Origin of the sequence: Caballeronia sp. GAFFF1 (genome assembly GCF_023630705.1) — a bacterium.
GTDB lineage: Bacteria > Pseudomonadota > Gammaproteobacteria > Burkholderiales > Burkholderiaceae > Caballeronia.
Map to the genome: position 1 here is coordinate 28,566 of NZ_JALQEM010000021.1, position 19,231 is coordinate 47,796.

Annotated in this window: 17 protein-coding genes and 1 pseudogene; 12 read left to right on the forward strand and 6 right to left on the reverse strand. The window is 64.1% G+C overall.

The features are described from left to right. Positions 1–295: 295 nt before the first annotated feature. The 3 genes from NCR37_RS11755 (at position 296) to NCR37_RS11765 (ending at position 3,649) form a co-directional block, all read left to right on the forward strand. A complete protein-coding gene (locus NCR37_RS11755) occupies positions 296–592 on the forward strand; it encodes a DUF3761 domain-containing protein (RefSeq protein ID WP_502800514.1) in 297 nt (98 codons plus the stop codon). Positions 593–721: 129 nt separating this feature from the next. Further along, positions 722–2,389 carry an energy-dependent translational throttle protein EttA gene (gene ettA / locus NCR37_RS11760; RefSeq protein WP_250473153.1) on the forward strand — a complete coding sequence of 556 codons (1,668 nt, stop codon included), beginning with the start codon at positions 722–724 and terminating at the stop codon, positions 2,387–2,389. Between the two features lie 135 nt (positions 2,390–2,524). Beyond that, the gene (locus tag NCR37_RS11765) at positions 2,525–3,649 is read left to right on the forward strand and encodes a DUF748 domain-containing protein (protein ID WP_250473177.1); all 1,125 of its coding nucleotides are present in this window, start codon (positions 2,525–2,527) and stop codon (positions 3,647–3,649) included. A 30-nt stretch (positions 3,650–3,679) separates the two neighbouring features. Here the strand turns inward: NCR37_RS11765 and NCR37_RS11770 are convergent, their stop codons facing one another. The 4 genes and pseudogenes from NCR37_RS11770 to NCR37_RS11785 form a co-directional block, all read right to left on the reverse strand. After that, entirely contained in the window at positions 3,680–4,303 is a 624-nt protein-coding gene (locus tag NCR37_RS11770) for an HAD family hydrolase (RefSeq protein WP_250473154.1), read from the reverse strand. Continuing rightward, a complete protein-coding gene (locus NCR37_RS11775) occupies positions 4,300–4,854 on the reverse strand; it encodes a cysteine hydrolase family protein (RefSeq protein ID WP_250473155.1) in 555 nt (184 codons plus the stop codon). The genes NCR37_RS11770 and NCR37_RS11775 overlap by 4 nt, the downstream gene beginning before the upstream one ends. 1 nt (position 4,855) lies before the next feature. After that, a pseudogene (locus tag NCR37_RS11780) lies at positions 4,856–6,684 on the reverse strand (aminopeptidase P family protein). Between the two features lie 40 nt (positions 6,685–6,724). Further along, positions 6,725–6,997 (reverse strand): hypothetical protein, encoded by a 273-nt coding sequence (locus tag NCR37_RS11785; RefSeq protein WP_250473156.1) that lies wholly within the window; start codon positions 6,995–6,997, stop codon positions 6,725–6,727. A gap of 157 nt (positions 6,998–7,154) precedes the next feature. Between NCR37_RS11785 and NCR37_RS11790 the strand changes: the two genes are divergently transcribed. The 7 genes from NCR37_RS11790 to NCR37_RS11820 all read left to right on the forward strand — a co-directional run bounded on the left by NCR37_RS11790 (position 7,155) and on the right by NCR37_RS11820 (position 13,473). After that, complete coding sequence (locus tag NCR37_RS11790) at positions 7,155–8,117, forward strand: glycosyltransferase family 2 protein (protein ID WP_250473157.1); 963 nt, start codon at positions 7,155–7,157, stop codon at positions 8,115–8,117. A 169-nt stretch (positions 8,118–8,286) separates the two neighbouring features. Beyond that, the gene (gene hemA, locus NCR37_RS11795; protein ID WP_250473158.1) at positions 8,287–9,585 is read left to right on the forward strand and encodes a glutamyl-tRNA reductase; all 1,299 of its coding nucleotides are present in this window, start codon (positions 8,287–8,289) and stop codon (positions 9,583–9,585) included. Positions 9,586–9,684: 99 nt separating this feature from the next. Continuing rightward, complete coding sequence (gene prfA, locus NCR37_RS11800; protein WP_250473159.1) at positions 9,685–10,767, forward strand: peptide chain release factor 1; 1,083 nt, start codon at positions 9,685–9,687, stop codon at positions 10,765–10,767. Next, complete coding sequence (gene prmC, locus NCR37_RS11805) at positions 10,764–11,600, forward strand: peptide chain release factor N(5)-glutamine methyltransferase (protein WP_350029059.1); 837 nt, start codon at positions 10,764–10,766, stop codon at positions 11,598–11,600. Before prfA ends, prmC begins: the two co-directional genes overlap by 4 nt. A 63-nt stretch (positions 11,601–11,663) precedes the next feature. Then, positions 11,664–11,975 (forward strand): Grx4 family monothiol glutaredoxin, encoded by a 312-nt coding sequence (grxD, locus tag NCR37_RS11810; protein WP_250473160.1) that lies wholly within the window; start codon positions 11,664–11,666, stop codon positions 11,973–11,975. A gap of 13 nt (positions 11,976–11,988) precedes the next feature. Next, positions 11,989–12,588 (forward strand): UbiX family flavin prenyltransferase, encoded by a 600-nt coding sequence (locus NCR37_RS11815; RefSeq protein WP_250473161.1) that lies wholly within the window; start codon positions 11,989–11,991, stop codon positions 12,586–12,588. Between the two features lie 99 nt (positions 12,589–12,687). Continuing rightward, positions 12,688–13,473, forward strand: coding sequence for a DODA-type extradiol aromatic ring-opening family dioxygenase (locus NCR37_RS11820; protein ID WP_250473162.1), 786 nt, complete (start codon positions 12,688–12,690; stop codon positions 13,471–13,473). Between the two features lie 74 nt (positions 13,474–13,547). On the opposite strand, the gene NCR37_RS11825 is transcribed toward NCR37_RS11820, so the two are convergent. Then, entirely contained in the window at positions 13,548–15,140 is a 1,593-nt protein-coding gene (locus NCR37_RS11825) for an APC family permease (RefSeq protein ID WP_250473163.1), read from the reverse strand. 452 nt (positions 15,141–15,592) lie between these two features. Between NCR37_RS11825 and NCR37_RS11830 the strand changes: the two genes are divergently transcribed. Next, positions 15,593–15,796 (forward strand): cold-shock protein, encoded by a 204-nt coding sequence (locus tag NCR37_RS11830; RefSeq protein WP_007000074.1) that lies wholly within the window; start codon positions 15,593–15,595, stop codon positions 15,794–15,796. A gap of 85 nt (positions 15,797–15,881) precedes the next feature. On the opposite strand, the gene NCR37_RS11835 is transcribed toward NCR37_RS11830, so the two are convergent. After that, complete coding sequence (locus NCR37_RS11835) at positions 15,882–17,132, reverse strand: Hsp70 family protein (RefSeq protein ID WP_250473164.1); 1,251 nt, start codon at positions 17,130–17,132, stop codon at positions 15,882–15,884. 185 nt (positions 17,133–17,317) lie between these two features. On the opposite strand from NCR37_RS11835, the gene NCR37_RS11840 reads away from it, so the two are divergent. Further along, complete coding sequence (locus NCR37_RS11840) at positions 17,318–18,805, forward strand: MFS transporter (protein ID WP_250473165.1); 1,488 nt, start codon at positions 17,318–17,320, stop codon at positions 18,803–18,805. The last annotated feature ends 426 nt before the right edge of the window (positions 18,806–19,231 follow it).

Consider the following 19,231-nt stretch of genomic DNA (forward strand, 5'->3'; position numbering starts at 1 on the left):
GTCTAAGACAACATAGCAAAGAAACGGGCCAATGCAAGGTTTTTCGTAAGCTGCATACGAACGTTTTCGGGACAAGATAAGACGGACTCAGGCGACCTGCACTGGTGGGGAAAGATGAGCTTTGTCAGGACGCCAGATTCGACCGCAACTCGGGGTGCGTGCATAACGCCTGAGCGTCATAAGTCGTCACAACGGCTTGATTCGAAAAGCGGAGCGCCTGAAAAATGGCGCTCCGCTTTTTTCACGAGCGGACGGCGGCAAAGACCGTCGAGAACAACAACGAGTGACCAGAAGAATGAAGAGACAGCCACGAATCGGCGCGTTCGTCGCCGGTTGCATGATCGCGCTCGCATGCGCACCCGCTCACGCCTACTACTACGGCTACAGCCCTCAGCAACCCGACGAATCCGACCTCGACTCCCACCGCCACTACCGCAACCACGACGGCAACGTCATCCACTCACCCGCCCGCTCGCGCTCGGGCGCCGTTCCCGAAGGCGCGAGCGCGCAATGCCGCGATGGAACCTACAGCTTCAGCCAGCATCACAGCGAGACGTGCTCGCGGCATGGGGGCGTCGCGCGCTGGGAATAGCGGCGCACGCCCGAAGTACAATGACACGCAACCCGGCGCGTGCGTCCTCCCGCGCCGACTTCCATCGAATAGCGGATCGCGCGCGCACTTCGGCGCCGCGTTCATCCCCTCACTCACATCACGCACAACATGGCCCAATACGTCTTCACCATGAACCGCGTCGGCAAGATCGTGCCGCCGAAGCGTCAGATTCTGAAAGACATCTCCCTCTCGTTCTTTCCCGGCGCGAAGATCGGTCTGCTCGGGCTGAACGGTTCGGGCAAGTCCACGCTCATCCGGATCATGGCGGGCGTCGATAAGGACATCGAAGGCGAAGCGCAGCCGATGCCCAATCTCAACATCGGCTATCTGCCGCAGGAGCCGCAGCTCGATCCGCAGCAGACCGTGCGTCAGGCCGTCGAGGAAGGTCTCGGCGATGTCTTCCAGGCGCAGAAGAAGCTCGACGAAATCTACGCCGCGTACGCCGAGCCCGACGCCGACTTCGACAAGCTCGCCGCCGAGCAGGCGAAGTACGAAGCCATTCTCGCGACGAGCGACGGCGGCAGCCCCGAGCAGCAGCTCGAAGTCGCCGCCGACGCGCTGCGCCTGCCCGCGTGGGACGCGAAGATCGAACATCTGTCGGGCGGCGAAAAGCGGCGCGTCGCGCTGTGCAAGCTCCTGCTGCAAAAGCCCGACATGCTGCTGCTCGACGAGCCGACCAACCACCTCGACGCGGAATCCGTCGAATGGCTCGAACAGTTCCTCACGCGCTATCCCGGCACCGTCGTCGCGGTCACGCACGATCGCTACTTCCTCGACAACGCCGCTGAATGGATTCTCGAACTCGACCGCGGCCACGGCATTCCGTGGAAAGGCAACTATTCGAGCTGGCTCGATCAGAAGGACGAGCGCCTCAAGCAGGAAGAAGCGAGCGAATCCGCGCGCCAGAAGGCAATCAAGAAAGAACTGGAATGGGTGCGCCAGAACCCGAAAGGACGCCAGGCGAAGTCGAAGGCGCGTATCGCGCGGTTCGAGGAACTCAACAGCCAGGAATACCAGAAGCGCAACGAGACGCAGGAAATCTTCATTCCGGTCGGCGATAGGCTCGGTAACGAAGTCATCGAGTTCAAGAACGTGAGCAAGGCTTACGGCGATCGCCTGCTCATCGACAACCTGAGCATGAAGATTCCGGCGGGCGCGATCGTCGGCATCATCGGGCCGAACGGCGCGGGTAAATCGACGCTCTTCCGCATGTTGACCGGCCGCGAGCAGCCGGATTCGGGCGAAATCATCATGGGGCCGACCGTCAAGCTGGCCTATGTCGATCAGAGCCGCGACGCGCTCGCCGCCGACAAGACCGTCTTCGAGGAAATCTCCGGCGGCGCGGATGTGCTGACGGTCGGCAAGTACGAAACGCCGTCACGTGCGTATATCGGCCGGTTCAACTTCAAGGGCAGCGATCAGCAGAAGCTGGTCGGCAATCTGTCGGGCGGCGAGCGCGGGCGGCTGCATCTCGCGAAGACGCTGATCGCGGGCGGCAACGTGCTGCTGCTGGACGAGCCGTCGAACGACCTCGACGTCGAAACGCTGCGCGCGCTCGAAGACGCGCTGCTCGAATTCGCCGGCTCGGTGATGGTCATCTCGCACGACCGCTGGTTCCTGGACCGCATCGCGACGCACATTCTCGCGTTCGAAGGCGAATCGCACGTCGAATTCTTCGACGGCAACTATCAGGAATACGAGGCCGACAAACGCAAGCGTCTGGGCGAAGAAGCCGCGAAGCCGAAGCGTCTGCGTTACAAGCCGATCACGCGTTAATCACCCGCTGACCGGCAAAGCGCGCCTAATGCGGGCGCGCGCACCGACATCGGTTCGGAAAATGGCGACCGTCTAGCGACCGTCGCCATTTCTGTTTCTGGCGGCACGATAACGCCCAAAATGGAGACGCATCAGATGGCGGGACGGCGCGCGCAGAGGGGAGCGCGGTGGGCAACGGGAATCGTCGTGGCGCTCGTCGTCGTGGCGGTCGGCGGCTGGTTCTTCGTCGCGCATCAAATGAAGGAGCGCATCCGCGAGACGCTCGGACCGAACGGTTCCGTCGATGAGATCGATGTCGGCTTCGGACATATCACGCTCTCGCGCGTGCGGCTGCGCGGCCCGCATGACTGGCCCACAAGCGACGCGTTACGCGCCGAGCGCATCGTGCTCGACGTGGACATGCGCGCGGCGCTGTCGAACCGCGTTCACTTGCGCGATGTGAGCGTCGACAACTACTACCTTTCGATCGCCCGTTCCGCCGATGGCCTCGTGCGCGTGCTGCCCGGTCTCAAGGAAACGGCGCGCGAAGCCGACGCGAAGCCCGGCGACAAAGCCGCCCAGCACGCGGAGGAAGAGAAGCTGATCGACCGCGTGTCGTTCGAGCGCGGCGCGATGGAGTTCTTCGATGCTTCCGTGCGGCAGCCGCCGTATCGCGTGCTGATCAGCGACGCGCGCGCGACCATCGACCATTTGCATCTACCCGCGCTGACCGACCGCACCGCGCTGTCGATGAACGGCTCGATCAAAGGTCCGTCGCACACGGGCGCCGTCTCTTGGGGCGGCTGGATGGTCATCGCGAACAAGGATTCACAAACGCACGCGATGCTGCGCAGCGTCGATATATCCACGCTCGATCCGTACTTGCTGAAAAAAGCCGGCGCGAAGGCCGCGGTGACGGGCGGGACCATCGACATGACCATCGACGCGAACGTCCGCGATTACCGCATCCACGCGCCGGGAACGCTCGCGCTGAACCACTTGCAGATCAGCGACGGCGACAGTCCGCTCGACACTTTTCTCTCTATTCCGACGAAAGCCGCGATCGCCGCGCTCAAGGACCGCAAGCAGGAAATCAAGCTGGATTTCGTGCTCGAAGGCGATTTGCGCGATCCGAAGTTCTCGCTCTCGGAGAGTTTGTCGAAGAAGCTGGCGGCCGGCTTCGCGAAGGCGCTGGGCGTGAGCGCGGAAGGCGTGGCGAAGGGCGCGGGCGAAACGGTGAAGGGAATCGGCAACGCGCTGAAGAACCTGCTGGGGCAGTAGCGCGCCGCCGTTTGCTTCGCTCGTAGCGGCTCAGACGGGAACGCCCAGCGCGCGCAGCTTCGCTTCCGTTTCCTGCGCGCCGGTGTGATGCACGCCGTGCCAGCCGAGATCCGTCGCGGCTTGCGCGTTCGCTGCGTTGTCGTCGATGAAAACGAGTTCGTGCGGCTCGATGCCGGGCAGATGCTTTTCGATTTCCGCGCGCATCAGCGCGAAAATCTGCGGATTCGGCTTCACCAGTCCGACGCGCCCCGACACCACGATTTCCTTGAAGCGCCGCAGCACGTCGAAGCGTTCCCACGCATACGGGAAGGTCTCTGCCGACCAGTTCGTCAGCCCGAAAAGCGGCACGCCGGCGGCGTCCAGCCGGTCGACGAGCTCGACGCCCTCTTCCAGCACGCCCGCCACCATTTCCTGCCAGCGCGCATAAAACGCGCGGATCAGCGGCTCGTGCTCCGGGTACTGCGCGACGAGCTCGGCCGTGCCCTCTTCCACGCTTTGCCCGCCGTCCTGCTGCACGACCCAGTCCATCTTGCAGACGTTGTCCAGGAACCAGCGACGCTCGGCTTCGTCGGGGATCAACTGCTTGTACAGATATTCCCGGTTCCAGTCGATCAGCACGCCGCCAAAATCGAACACGACTGCTTTGATGGTCATGCGAACTCCTTTTGCAGAATCTCGGCCGAAGGCAGGACGCTGACGCCGTTGCCGGACATCGACGAATGTGTCCAGACGAAGTTCTGATGCTCGACGATCTTCGCGGCGTCGAGATGCGGCTTGTCCGCGGTCGTATGCAGGTCCGCCGCGACAACCGTGCGAAAACCGAGCAATTCTGCGCGGCGCGCGGTGGCGTTCACGCAGAACTCCGTCGCGTAACCGCACAGCACGACGCTTTCGATGCCGCGCTCGCGAAGACGCTGTTCGAGCGGCGTGCCCTGAAACGAATCGCCGACGGTTTTGTGGATCGGCGCGTCACCCGCTTCGCGCACGAGCGACGAAGGCAGCCGCCACGCGTCGCTCTCACGCGCGAGCGGGCCGTTCGCGTCGCTCTCGTGCTGCACGATGAAAACCGGCGCCTCCGACCGACGCGCCGCCGCCGTCAGCCGGTTGATGCCATCGATCACTTCGGCCGCGCGATGCGCAGGCTTCGCGCCGCTGAAGAACATGTTCTGCACGTCGATCACGATAACCGCGGTTTCTTTGCCCATATCATATTGCCTCGGTCCGTTTAAGGAGCCACGCCTTCGCCGTGCCCTCGACATGCGGCGACACGCGCCGCCGCACCGTCTCGTGATACGCGTTGAGCCACGCGCGCTCGTCCTCGCGCAAGAGCGACACGTCGATGCAGCGCGTGTCGATCGGGCACAGCGTCAGCGTTTCGAACGAGAGGAAGTCGCCGAACTCGGTCTTGCCCGCGCTCTGGTTTAGCACCAGATTTTCGATGCGGATGCCCCACTTGCCCGGCCGATAGATGCCCGGCTCGATCGACGTGATCATGCCCTCTTCCATGGCTGTCCACGGCTCGGCGGGCGCGTAGTGCGAGATGACCTGCGGGCCCTCGTGCACGTTCAGAAAGTAGCCGACGCCGTGACCCGTGCCGTGACCATAGTCCGCGCCCGCTTCCCAGATCGGCGCGCGGGCGATGGAGTCCAGCATCGGCGAGCGGATGCCGCGCGGAAAGCGCGCACGCGAGAGCGCAATCGTACCTTTGAGCACCGTCGTGAAATCGCGCCTGTGCTCGGGCGTGATCTCGCCCACGGGCACGACGCGCGTGATGTCCGTCGTGCCGCTTACATACTGACCGCCGGAGTCGATCAGCAGCAATCCGTTGCCTTCGATCACCGAATGCGACGCCTCGGTGGCGCGGTAGTGCGGCATCGCGCCGTTCGCATTGAAACCCGCGATCGTGCCGAAGCTCAGCGTCACGAAGCCCGGCCGCCGCGCGCGCGCCGCCGTCAGTTGCTCGTCGATGGTCAGTTCCGTGATGCGCTCGCGGCCCAGCGCGTCTTCGAACCACGCGAAGAATTCGGCGAGGGCCGCGCCGTCCTGCTCCATCGTCGCGCGAATATGCTCGGCTTCTGCCGCCGTCTTGCGCGACTTCGCGAACGTCGACGGATTCACCGCTTCGACGATATTCACCGCGACGGCACCTTCTCCAGCAAGCCGTGCGTGATGCGGCGCGGATCGATGAGCAGCGTCGAGCCGTGAGGTAGCGAGGCGAGCGCCTGCATTGCGTCCGCGTACGGGGCGACGCGCACGTTGTCGCGGGCGAGCGCTGCCTTCAGCGCGTCGGGAACCTTGCTCTCGGCTACGAAAAGCGTGGCGTCGTCCAGACCGACCAGCGCGTGCGCAACGAACACCGGGTTATAGCTGACATCGGCGCCGCGCAGATTGAAGAGCCACGCGAGATCGTCGAGCGTCGAGACGAAATGCCACTGCGCGCCCTTCGCGCGCATGGTTTCGCGGATGTGCGCCAGTTTCTCGGCGCGGCCGACGCTCGCGTGCGGCGCGGCGTGTTCGTACACGGGCGCTTCCGGCAGGCCGGGACGCTCGGGCCAGACGGATTCGAGCACGTCTACATCGGTGCGCAGCGCGATGCCGCGCGCCGTCAGCGCATCGGCCAGCGCACGCGCTGCCGCCACGCCGAGCACCGCGCCATCCACCGCGACGACCCCGCCCGCCGGCACGTTTTCCGCGAGCCATTCGACGTGCGGCGCGGTCTGCTGCCCGCCCATCATCTTCATAAGCAAGATGCCGGTGCCGGCGAGTTGCGCTTCCGCCTGCGTCCAGTAGCGGCTATCGACCCAGACGCCCGCGAAGTCTTTCGTCACGACGAGCGTGCCGACCGAGCCGGTGAAACCCGACAGCCATTGGCGGCCCTGCCAGCGCGCGGGCAGATATTCGGAAAGGTGAGGATCGGCGGACGGAATAAGAACGGCGTCGATGCGCTCCGCTGCCATTTGGCTGCGAAGCGTTTCAACGCGCGCGGCGAATGTCGAAGGATCGGGAACAGCGGAATGTGCGATGCGGTCGTTCATGAATCACCTGCCGAAAGTGGCGAATTAAGATGCGAAAGCCTCAGCGGCGCGCGGCCAGCCCGACGGTCGCCGTCACGGCGAGGAGCGCGAAGACCGTGCACGCGAGCCATTCGAGCGTCTCGCCATCGTGATAAACATCGATGACATTGCCGAACATGCGCGCAACCACGGTGGCGATGATGCCCGCGACGATTGCGGCCCACACGCGTCCCGCCGCGCCCCGACCGACGCGCCCGGCCCGCCGCAGCGGATGCAGCCACCAGCCTGCCACGCCGATGACCGCGCCAAGAAAGACCAAGCCGATCCAGCTCATCGGGACGCTGCTCCACAGGCTCTGAAGAAGAAAGACGGCGCGCGGCGCCGGACGTAAGCGGACGAGTTTAGGGGGCCGGGTTGGCGAAGGCAAGCGCCCCCGGGAGGCGACATATCCATTCAATTTTCGCGGTTTGTTTCTGCGAATATGCCTAAAAATGAAACGACGCGCGAGTGCTAAACTCGGAAATACATTCAGGGCCGAGCACCCAAGCAACTTTTCAGAGAACGGCACGCCCGTCGTTTATTTAACTAATCCGGCCGTGCTCATTGCAGGGCCGATTGGTCATCAACGGTATAGAAGCATCATGAGTGAAAACAAGCCGATATCTCTCGGTGGTCTCGAAATAATCATGACCTATCGCGGCGCGACGCAGGAGCGGCGCGAAAACCTGCGTGGCGTGCTGCGTCACCTCGACTTGACTTACCGCGATTACGTGGTTTATCTGATAGAAGCGGACGCAACGCCGACCTTCCATTGGTCGGGTTTCGGCGACGAGAAAATCCGCCATATCTTTATCCACGACGACGGGCCTTTTCCGAAAGCGAAACTGTGTAATCTCGGCGCGCGTTTATGCACCGGCAATATCATCTGTTTCCACGACGCGGATATGATCGCCAATCCGGAATACCTTTCCCTGAGCCTCGGTTCATTGAGAGATGGCACAGCGAGCGATGCGTTATGTCCGTTTCTTCGCGTCATTAATATCACCGGCGATTATCGGAGCGACTTCATCCGCTCGGGGGATTACGCGGCGCTGGAAAAGCATCTCGAATCCGAATTGCCGGATGGAATGGAAGTGCTCTACGAAAATACGCCGGGCGCAATCGTGCTGATGAAGCGGTCCGAATACATGCGCGTGGGCGGTTACGATCCGCGCTTCACCGGCTGGGGCGGCGAAGACGACGACCTGCTCACGCGTGCAACGCGCCTCGGCGTGCGCTGGCATTCCATTCCCGGATCGCGGGCCGCGCTGTTCCATCTGCATCACGACGCCACGTCGCGCCAAGACGCGATTGCTGCCGCCCAGCGCAATCGTCAAGCCGCCGCCGAAACGCACGCCATGCCGCTTCCAGAACTCGAAGCACGCGCCGCCGAACTCGCCCAATACTTCGATTAAGCGTCCAGTGCGGTCGATTGTCGCGCCGGATGACGCCGACATTTCCCCGAGCCCAGCGCTGCCGTCCGCGGTCCGTCCCCGAATGCCGCCTATAAATGAACGAATTCCTAAAACGCTATAATATTGGGCTATCTGAAAGGCCAACGGCTTAGGGCCAACGCATAACTACATGCAGCTCCTCACGATCGGAATCAACCACCACACTGCGCCTGTCGCCTTGCGCGAACGCGTGGCGTTTCCGCTCGAACAGCTCAAGCCCGCCCTTTCCGCGCTGAAGGACGTCTGGCTCGGCCCGCTTGCGAAGGCGTCGCCCGAAGCGGCCATTCTGTCCACCTGCAACCGCACCGAACTCTACTGCGCAACGGACGACACCGCCGCCCGCGACGCCGCCATCCAGTGGCTGTCGAAGTACCACAATCTGCCCGTCTCCGAACTCGCGCCGCACGTCTACGCGCTGCCGCAGTCGGAAGCCGTGCGCCACGCGTTTCGGGTCGCGTCCGGGCTGGATTCGATGGTGCTCGGCGAAACGCAGATCGTCGGTCAGATGAAGGACGCCGTGCGCACCGCGTCGGAAGCGGGCGCGCTCGGCACGTATCTGAACCAGCTTTTCCAGCGGACGTTCGCGGTTGCGAAGGAAGTGCGCTCGACGACCGAGATCGGCGCGCAATCCGTCTCGATGGCCGCCGCCGCCGTGCGTCTCGCCGAGCGCATCTTCGAAGACATTTCGAGCCAGCGCGTGCTGTTCATCGGCGCGGGCGAGATGATCGAGCTTTGCGCGACGCACTTCGCCGCGCAGAATCCGCGCGAACTGGTGGTCGCGAACCGCACCGCCGAACGCGGTGAGAAGCTCGCTGAGCGTTTCAACGGCCGCGCCATTCCGCTGTCGGAACTGCCCACGCGCATGCACGAGTTCGACATCATCGTGTCGTGCACGGCCTCGACGCTGCCCATCATCGGTCTCGGCGCGGTCGAGCGCGCGGTGCGTGCGCGGCGGCATCGGCCGATCTTCATGGTCGATCTCGCCGTGCCGCGCGATATCGAGCCGGACGTCGGCAACCTCCAGGACGTGTTCCTCTATACGGTCGATGACCTCGGCGCCATCGTCCGCGAAGGCAACGCGTCGCGGCAAGCGGCGGTCGCGCAGGCCGAAGCGATCATCGAAACGCGCGTCGCGAATTTCATGCAGTGGCTGGATGCGCGCAGCATCGTGCCGGTCATTCGCCACATGCACACGCAGGCCGACGCGCTGCGCCGCGCCGAAGTCGAACGCGCCCGCAAGTTGCTCGCGCGCGGCGACGATCCCGCCGCCGTGCTGGAGGCGCTGTCGCAATCCCTCACCAACAAGCTCATTCACGGCCCCACTCACGCGCTCAACCGCGCGAGCCGCGAAGAGCGCGAGCAGCTCATCGACCTGATGAGCGGCTTCTACCGCCACGGCGGCGCCGGCAACGATTCGTCGGACCGTTAGCGGCCGTCTCTTTGCTATTCTCGAATGCTCCGCGTCTGATGCGCGGCAGCTTCTCCGATTGCAGTTTTTCCTGACGCCCGAGCGCATCATTCCCGCCCGATGAAAACCAGCATGCAAAGCAAGCTCGACCAGCTTGCAAAACGGCAGGTCGATCTCAACGAACTGCTGAGTCGCGAAGACGTGACGTCCGACATGGACCAGTACCGCAAGCTCACGCGCGAGCACGCGGAAATCAGCCCGATCGTCGAGCAATACGCGCTCTGGCGTCAGGCGCTCACCGACGAAGCCACCGCGCACGAACTGCTCGCCGACCCTTCGATGCGCGATTTTGCCGAAGAGGAAATCGGCGAGGCGCGCGAGCGCATGGCAAAAATCGAAAGCGATCTGCAGACGATGCTGCTGCCGAAGGACCCGAACGACGAACGCAATATCTTCATCGAAATCCGCGCGGGCACGGGCGGCGACGAATCGGCGCTCTTCGCGGGCGATCTTCTGCGCATGTATCTGCGCTACGCGGAACGCAATCGCTGGACCGCCGAGACGATGTCGGAAAGCGTGTCGGACCTCGGCGGCTACAAGGAAGTGATCGTGCGGATCGCGGGACAAGGCGCGTATTCGCGGCTCAAGTTCGAATCGGGCGGGCATCGCGTGCAGCGCGTGCCGGCGACCGAAACGCAGGGGCGCATCCACACGTCCGCCTGCACGGTCGCGGTCATGCCCGAAGCCGATGAAATCAGCGAAGTCGTCATCAATCCGGCGGATTTGCGTATCGACACGTTCCGCGCGTCGGGCGCGGGCGGGCAGCACATCAACAAGACGGATTCGGCCGTGCGCGTCACGCACTTGCCGACGGGCATCGTCGTCGAATGTCAGGACGACCGCTCGCAGCACAAGAACAAGGATCGCGCGCTGAAGGTGCTCGCCGCGCGCATCAAGGACAAGCAGTATCACGAGCAGCACGCGAAGGAAGCCGCGACGCGCAAGAGCCTGATCGGTTCGGGCGACCGCTCGGAGCGCATTCGCACATATAACTTCCCGCAAGGGCGCATGACGGATCACCGCATCAATCTGACGCTCTACAAGCTCGAATACATCATGGACGGCGATCTGGACGAACTGATCGGCGCGCTCGTGTCCGAGCATCAGGCGGAACTGCTCGCGGCGCTCGGGGACGCGGAGTGACGACCGCGGCGGACTTGCTGCGCGCCTCGCCGCTGCCGGCGATGGAGACGCGCGTGCTGCTGACGCATGTGCTCGGATGGCGTCGCACCGAGCTGATTACGCGCGATGCCGAAACGCTGGATGCCGCGGCCGTCGCGCGGTTCGGGGCGCTCGCCGCGCGGCGCGGTGCGGGCGAACCGATCGCGCAACTGACGGGCAAGCGCGAGTTCTTCGGCCTCGACTTCGACGTGACGACTGACGTGCTGATTCCGCGTCCGGAAACCGAATTGCTCGTCGAAACGGCGCTCGACGTCATCGCCGGGACGCCGAATGCCCGCGTGCTCGATCTCGGCACCGGAACCGGCGCAATCGCCATCGCGATCGCCCACGCGCGGCCCGATGCGCGCGTCTCTGCCGTGGACCGCTCGCCCGCCGCGCTCGATGTCGCCCGGCGCAATGCCGAGCGGCTGCTCGATTCTGCCCGCGCGGGCGGCGCGCTCACCTTCGTCGAAAGCGACTGGACCGCGCGCGTCGATGCATCGCTGCGCTTCGACGTCATCGTCAGTAATCCGCCGTATATCGCGTGCGACGATCCCCATCTCGCGCAAGGCGACCTGCGCTTCGAGCCGCGCGCCGCGCTCACCGACGAGGCCGACGGGCTTTCGGCGATCCGTGTCATCGTTCAGACCGCGCCTTTGCTGCTCGCGCGCACCGGCGCGCTGTGGATCGAGCACGGCTACGATCAGGCCGACGCCGTGCGCCGGTTATTGTCCGCACGCGGCTTCACCGCCGTGCGTTCGTTGCGCGATCTCGCGGGCATCGAACGAATCAGCGGCGGCCTCGCGCCGGCCTGAGCGAGAGCCCGCACAGGCGAAATCCGCTATCATTTCGAGACTCACCTTCTTCGCAGGAACGCCATGGAAACGCAAGAACGCATCAAGCAGATCGTCGATCAACACCCGGTGGTCCTTTTCATGAAAGGCACCGCGCAGTTCCCGATGTGCGGCTTCTCGGGCCGCGCCATTCAGGTGCTGAAGGCGTGCGGTGTCGACCAGATCATGACGGTGAACGTCCTCGAAGACGACGCCATCCGCCAGGGCATCAAGGAATTCTCCAACTGGCCGACCATTCCGCAGCTTTACGTGAAGGGCGAGTTCGTCGGCGGCTCGGACATCATGATGGAGATGTATCAGTCGGGCGAATTGCAGCAACTTTTCGCCGCCGCCTAAAGCCGTATTGCAAGTGAGTGCGCCCGCTGCCGCCAAGCGACGGCTGATTGTCGCGATTACCGGAGCAACGGGCGCCATTTACGGCGTGCGTCTGCTCGAGACGCTGCGCCGGCTGGGCGGCGTCGAGACGCATTTGCTCGTGTCGAGCGCGGGCTGGCTCAACGTCCAGCACGAACTCGATCTCGATAAAGCCGCCCTCAACGCACTCGCGGATGTCGTGCATAACGTGCGCGATGTCGGCGCGAGCATCGCTTCCGGTTCGTTCGCGACGGACGGCATGATCGTCGCGCCCTGCTCGATGCGCACGCTCGCGAGCATCGCGCACGGTCTCTCCGACAACCTCGTCACCCGCGCCGCCGATGTCGTGCTCAAAGAGCGCCGCCGGCTCGTGCTGCTCGTGCGCGAAACGCCGTTCAATCTCGCGCATCTGCGCAATATGACTGCGGTCACGGAGATGGGCGGCGTCATCTTTCCGCCGTTGCCGGCGTTCTATCACAAGCCTGCAAGCATCGACGATATGGTCGATCACACCGTCGCGCGCGTTATCGACCTGTTTGGCATGGCGCAGCCGATCGCGGCCGCGTGGTCGGGCATGGGCGGCGCAAACGACTGATTGACAACGGCGCGGACATAATTCGTTGCCTCGGCCGCCGTTTATCTTCGTTACGGTTGGCTATACATTCGTGGCATCACATCCTCCGAGGCTGCTGCCATGAGCCGACTACCGACCGTCTTCATCTCCCACGGCGCGCCGACGCTGCCGATCGACCCGGCGATGCCTTCCGCAGAATTCGCCGCGCTCGCCGCGACGCTGCCGCGCCCCCGCGCGATTCTCGTACTGTCCGCGCACTGGGGCACGGCGCACCCGGTGGCGAGCGTCGCCGCGCGACCCGACACCATCCACGATTTCTACGGCTTTCCGCCCGCGCTCTACGAACTGCGCTATCCGGCGCCCGGCGCACCGGATGTCGCTGAACGCGCCGCCGCGTTGCTCGGCGCTCACGGCGTGACGAGCGCCACGACGGTCCACGGACTCGACCACGGCGCGTGGGTACCGCTGCTGCTGATGTTCCCCGACGCCGACGTGCCGGTCGCGCAGCTTTCCATTCAGCCGCGCCTCGACGCCGCGCATCACTTTCGCGTCGGCCGCGCGCTGCGTGAGCTGCGCGATGACGGCGTGATGATCGCCGGGTCCGGGCAGATCACGCACAATCTGCGCATGGCCCATTTCGGCGCGCGGCCGGAAGACGCCGATCCGCGCGTGGTCGAGTTCACCGACTGGTTCGAATCGCGGCTCGCTGCGCAGGATATCGACGCGCTGCTCGACTATCGCGCCCGCGCGCCGCACGCCGCGCTGATGCATCCGACCGATGAGCATCTCCTGCCCGTGTTCGGCGCGCTCGGCGCGGCGGCGGACGATTACGACTTGCGCATTCAGTCGCTCGGCACGTTCCAGCGCGCGCTCGCCATGACCAACTACGTTTTCGCGGACGCCTGAGCCGCGCCAGAACGACGAAGCCCGCCTGAACGTTCGATTCAGGCGGGCTTCGCTTTACTTCTGCGAATGACGCGTCAAGCGCCGATTTCGTGCAGGATGTCGTCGCGGCTTTCGCGCTCGTCCAGATAGTCCGAGCGATAACCGGTGTGCACGCCCCAGTAGTAATACAGCAGCGACATGACGGCGACCACGGCCATATCCCAACCATACGGCAACAGTCCGCTGCCGCCGAACTGCTTGCTGCCGATGAGCGACATCACGGCCATCGACGGCAGATAGCCGATCAGCCACCACGCCGCCTTCAGATCGCGGCCCCAGCCGGCGAAGCCCGTCTTGCCCTGAAAGTAGAAATACACGGGCAAGGCAACCACCATTAGCAGAATGATGTGTCCCGTCAGCGGCCACTTCGCCCAGTAAAGCACGAGCGACGCGCACACGAATGCAAACGGCGCGATCACGCCCATCATCGGCAACTTGAGCGGGCGTTCGAGATCGGGCGCGGAGCGGCGCAGCGCCATCAGGCTGATCGGGCCGGTGAGATACGAAATGACCGTCGCCACCGAGATGACCGCCGCGAGCGTGCCCCAGCCGCGGAAGAAGAACATGAAGATGAACGCGACGATCAGGTTGAACCACATGGCAGGGCGCGGCACGCCGTAGAACGGATGCACGTTGCCGAACATCTTCGGCATCGTGTTGTTGCGCTCCATCGCGTAGATCATGCGCGTGGTTGTCGCCATGTACGTGGTGCCCGTGCCGCTCGGGCTCACGAATGCGTCGATGTAGAGCAGCACGGCGAGCCAGTTCAGGTTGAGCGCGATCGCCAGTTCCGCGAACGGCGACGCGAAGTGGAAGTGCTTCCAGCCCTGCATCACGTCGCTCGGATTCACCGCGCCGATGTACGCGATCTGAAGCAGCACGTAGATCACGAGCGCAATCAGAATGGAGCCGACCACGGCGAACGGCACGCTGCGCGCGGGATTGCGCGCTTCGCCGGCGAGATTCACCGGGCTCTGGAAACCGTTGAAACTGAACACGATGCCGCTCGTCGCGACCGCCGTCAGCACGGCAGGCCAGCCGTAGGGCGCGAAGCTCGACGTGGTGCCGAAGTTCTCCGAGTGAAAGCCCGTGAAGATGAGGCCCGCGATGGTCGCGCCGGGAATCAGGAACTTGAAGATGGTGATGGCCGTGTTCGCCCGTGCGAACACCTTCACGCCCCAGTAGTTCAGCATGAAGTAGATGATGACGAGCAGCGCGGACAGCGCGAGCCCGCTCGTGGTGAGCGTCTCGTTCACGAAGAGCGCGTGCGCCCAGTCATACGGCCACGTGCTCATGTACTGAATGGACGCTTCGGCCTCGATGGGAATCACCGAAACGATGGCGATCCAGTTGGCCCACGCCGCGACGAAGCCGACGAGCGCGCCATGCGAGTAACGCGCGTAGCGCACCATGCCGCCCGATTCCGGGAACATGGCGCCCAGCTCGGCGTACGTCAGCGCGATGGCCAGAATGACGACCGCGCCGATCACCCACGCGCAGATGGCCGCCGGCCCGGCGATCTGCGACGCTTTCCACGCCCCGAACAGCCAGCCCGAACCGATGATGGATCCCAGGCCGGTCAGCATCAACGCCAACGGCCCGATATTTCTTTGTATCGAACTCTTCACGATCTTCTCCAATGTCTCGCGTCGCACGCGAGGTCGAACACGGCTAAGCGGCCGCATTCGCCGGGGTGCCGGATGAGATGCCGGCGACACGGCGACGCAGGTGCAACCCCTCTTGACGAGGCGCGTAGTTTAACGGTTGCACCTTTCGATTGCAGCCGGGCGGCGCAGAATTCAGCATTTCTGCGCGGCGTCGCGGGCTGCTGGCAGTGAAGAAACGGGCGTGCGGATGCGCTCGGATCGTGTCTCAAAAAATCCCTTCAGACTGGTCGGATATTATTTGACCGCGAAATGGTTTCGCCGTATAAACCTTCTTGCAGGATTTCAAGTGGCGAGTGAAGTGGTTCTTTCGTAGTTCGCCATCACGGTACTCCGGTTGGTCCCATTGCCCCTTCCTTGATTTTCATGCACCCCTGGCTTCGGCCTTAATCATCAAATTTTTTGGAATAAGTAATATGGAAACCGGTACCGTCAAGTGGTTCAATGACGCAAAGGGCTTTGGCTTCATCACCCCGGATGGCGGCGGCGAAGATCTGTTCGCGCACTTCTCGGAAATCCGCATCGAAGGCTTCAAGACGCTTCAGGAAAACCAGAAGGTCAGCTACGAAGTCAAGACCGGCCCGAAGGGCAAGCAAGCTGCAAACATCAAGCCGGTCTAAGACCCGCTCGATCGAAAAAAACCCCGCATGCGCGGGGTTTTTGCTTTGGGCGGCCGAATCATCAGGCGAAACTAACGCCGAAACGTCAGTCGAACACGCGCTGCGCGTAAATGCCGAGACCGGTCGCCACGCTCGCCAGCCGATCGCCGAACACTGGCTGCGCGGCCGGGAACGCTGCCGCGAGCGCATCGGATAGAAAGCGCAGGCCGGTCGTGCCGCCGGTGAAATAGATTGCGCCGACATCCGCCGCGGCGACGCCCGCGCGCTTCACCGTCTCCAGCGCCGCTTCCACGATGCGCCGCGTCTCCTCCTTCCCCGCCTCGATCAACTGCTGCTCGTCGAACGCCACGCGCAGCGCCTCCTGGATTTCCTCCATGTCGATCTCGGTCGCGCCGCCCGCCGACACGTCGATCTTCGCTTCTTCGGCGTGCGCGGTGAGCGCGTGCCCCAGCCGGCGATCGACCACGCGCATCAGCCGGTCGTGATGACGCGGATCGACGTACAGATGACGCATCAGCTGCAATTCGCCCACGCGCTTCGGCGTGTAGACGGTGTTGATGAGGTGCCACGTCGCGAGATCGAAATAGACGCGGTTCGGCACTTCGCGGCCCTGCGGATCGAGCGCCTGATAACCGAGCTGCCGGAGAATCGTCGCGAGTTCGACGCGACGGTCGAAATCCGTGCCGGCCACATGGACGCCATGATGCGCGAGGACATCGCTTTTGCGATCCAGATGGCGCGCCCGCTCCGGCCCCACGCGCACCAGCGAGAAGTCCGAGGTGCCGCCGCCGATGTCCGCGACGAGCACGAGTCCTTCTTGCGTGAGGCGCGCTTCGTAGTCGAAGGCCGCGGCGATCGGTTCGAACTGGAAGTGGATTTCGCGGAAACCGACGGCGTGCGCGCACGCTTCGAGTTGCTGCTGCGCCATGCGGTCGGCGCGCGGGTCGTCGTCGACGAAGAACACCGGCCGGCCCAGCACGGCGCGGGTCAGCGGTTCGGGCGCCACCGCCTGCGCCTTCTGCTTGAGGTGCTGGAGGAAGAGCGTGATGACGTCGGTGTATTTGATCGCGGAGCCGTCGCCGAGATCGGTGACGTTGTCCGCGAGCGGCGAGCCGAGAATGCTCTTCATCGAGCGCATCAGACGGCCGTCGAAGCCGTCGATGTACGCTTCCAGCGCCGCCCGGCCGTATGACTGCTCGTTCTCGTCGGTGTTGAAGAAGACGGCGGTCGGCAGCGTGGTCGCGTCGCCTTCGACGGGCGCGAGCCGCATGCGCAGGCCATCGGGCAGGGCGACGGCAGAGTTCGACGTGCCGAAATCGATCGCGCAATAGGTCATGGGATTCGCGGCGGCGTTACGAGGCAACGCCGCGTATCAAAAAACGTGGACGGGGTTTGTACCACGGCGACGCGTGAATCATCAATCTTCCACGGGCTAAATTTAACCTTACCGGTTACAACGAGCAAAGCGGAATGGAGCTTGCTCCGGCCTTTGCGTCGCTCAACCGCCGACGGCCGGACGTTATGAACGAAACCACCGCATTTGAAGATACCCGTTCGACAGCCGGCTCAGGCGAGCGATCCGGCATTATCGAGACCGATTTGCCCGGCCGGCTCGACCGTCTGCCGTGGGGTCGCTTCCATACGCTCATCGTCTTCGCGCTCGGCATCACCTGGTTGCTGGACGGCCTCGAAGTCACGCTCGCCGGCGCGGTCGCGAGCGCGCTGAAAACCAGTCCGGTGCTGCGCTTCTCGAACGCCGACGTCGGCTTCGGCGGCAGCGCATATATCGCGGGCGCCGTGGTCGGCGCGCTCGGGTTCGGCTGGCTGACGGACCGGCTTGGACGGCGCAAGCTCTTCTTCATCACGCTGTTCCTCTATGTCGCCGCCACCGCCGCGACCGCGTTTTCGTGGAACCTCGCCTCGTTCGTGCTCTTTCGTTTTCTGACGGGCGCAGGCATCGGCGGAGAATACACCGCCATCAATTCGACGATTCAGGAGTTTACGCCCGCCCGGCTGCGCGGCTGGACCGACCTCGCGATCAACGGCACGTTCTGGGTCGGCGCGGGCATCGGCGCGGCGGGGTCGCTGGTGCTGCTCGACCCGGGCGTGCTGCCGCCCGACTGGGGCTGGCGCGGCTGCTTTCTGATCGGCGCGGCGCTCGGGCTCACGATTCTCTTCATGCGCATGTGGGTGCCGGAAAGCCCGCGCTGGCTCATCACGCACAACCGTGAAGACGAAGCGCGGCAGGTGGTCGAGGAAATCGAAGCGCATTTCCGCGAGCACGGCGTGACCGTGCCCGACACGCCCGTCAAGCCGCTGCGGCTGCACGCCCGCGAACACACGCCGCTGCGCGAAGTCGCCGATACGCTTTTCAAGGTGCATCGGCGGCGCTCGCTCGTCGGGCTGATGCTGATGACCGCGCAGGCGTTTTTCTACAACGCGATCTTTTTCACCTACGCGCTGGTGCTGACCGACTTCTATCACGTACCGGGCGATCACATCGGCTGGTATGTGCTGCCGTTCGCCGCCGGCAATTTTCTGGGGCCCGTGCTGCTCGGCAAGCTGTTCGACGTGCTCGGCCGCCGCCGCATGATCGCGTTCACGTACGCGACGTCGGGCGTGCTGCTGACGATCAGCGGATGGATGTTCACGCAAGGCATGCTCACCGTCACCACGCAGACCATCGCGTGGATGGTCATTTTCTTCTTCGCGTCGGCGGCGGCGAGTTCGGCGTATCTGACAGTGAGCGAGACGTTCCCGCTCGAAATCCGTGCGCTGGCGATCGCCGTGTTTTATGCGTTCGGGACGGCGCTCGGCGGAATTATCGGGCCGGCGCTTTTCGGGCATTTGATCGACACGCACGAGCGAGGCGCGGTGTTCATCGGCTATCTGATCGGCTCGGGGCTGATGCTGGCGGCGGCGGTGGTCGCGGGCATCTGGGGCGTCGCGGCAGAGCGAAAGTCGCTCGAGGACGTGGCTCGGCCGCTGTCCGCTGCGGACGATCACTGACTTCTCGGAGCAGCCGCCGCTTGTTTCGCGCGCTTCTGCACGCTGGCTTGGCGGGCGCGCTGCCGTTTTGCGTTCGCGAAGCGTTCGTCCAGCCGACTGGCGTCTCCGCGATGCCAACGAATACCGACGGCCCATGTTGGCCGGAACGCCTGTGCGCGCCCTTCGGAACGCCGCCCGGGCGGGCGCGCGCAGCACGGTTTCGCTTTCGGACAGGATTTCGTCAAGCAAGCCGGCGCTGCGCGATCCCCGACGACCCTCGCTCGCGAATGCGGTGGTACGCGCGCCCTCGAACGCCATTTCGTCCAACGGCCGACGCGTGCGTGGCGCGGCTTCCCTCTCTCACAGGCTTTCGTCTAGCAGATTCGCGTCGCTGCGATGACCACGCTCACCGACTACGCGTTCTCGACCGAACGCCCTGCCACGCGT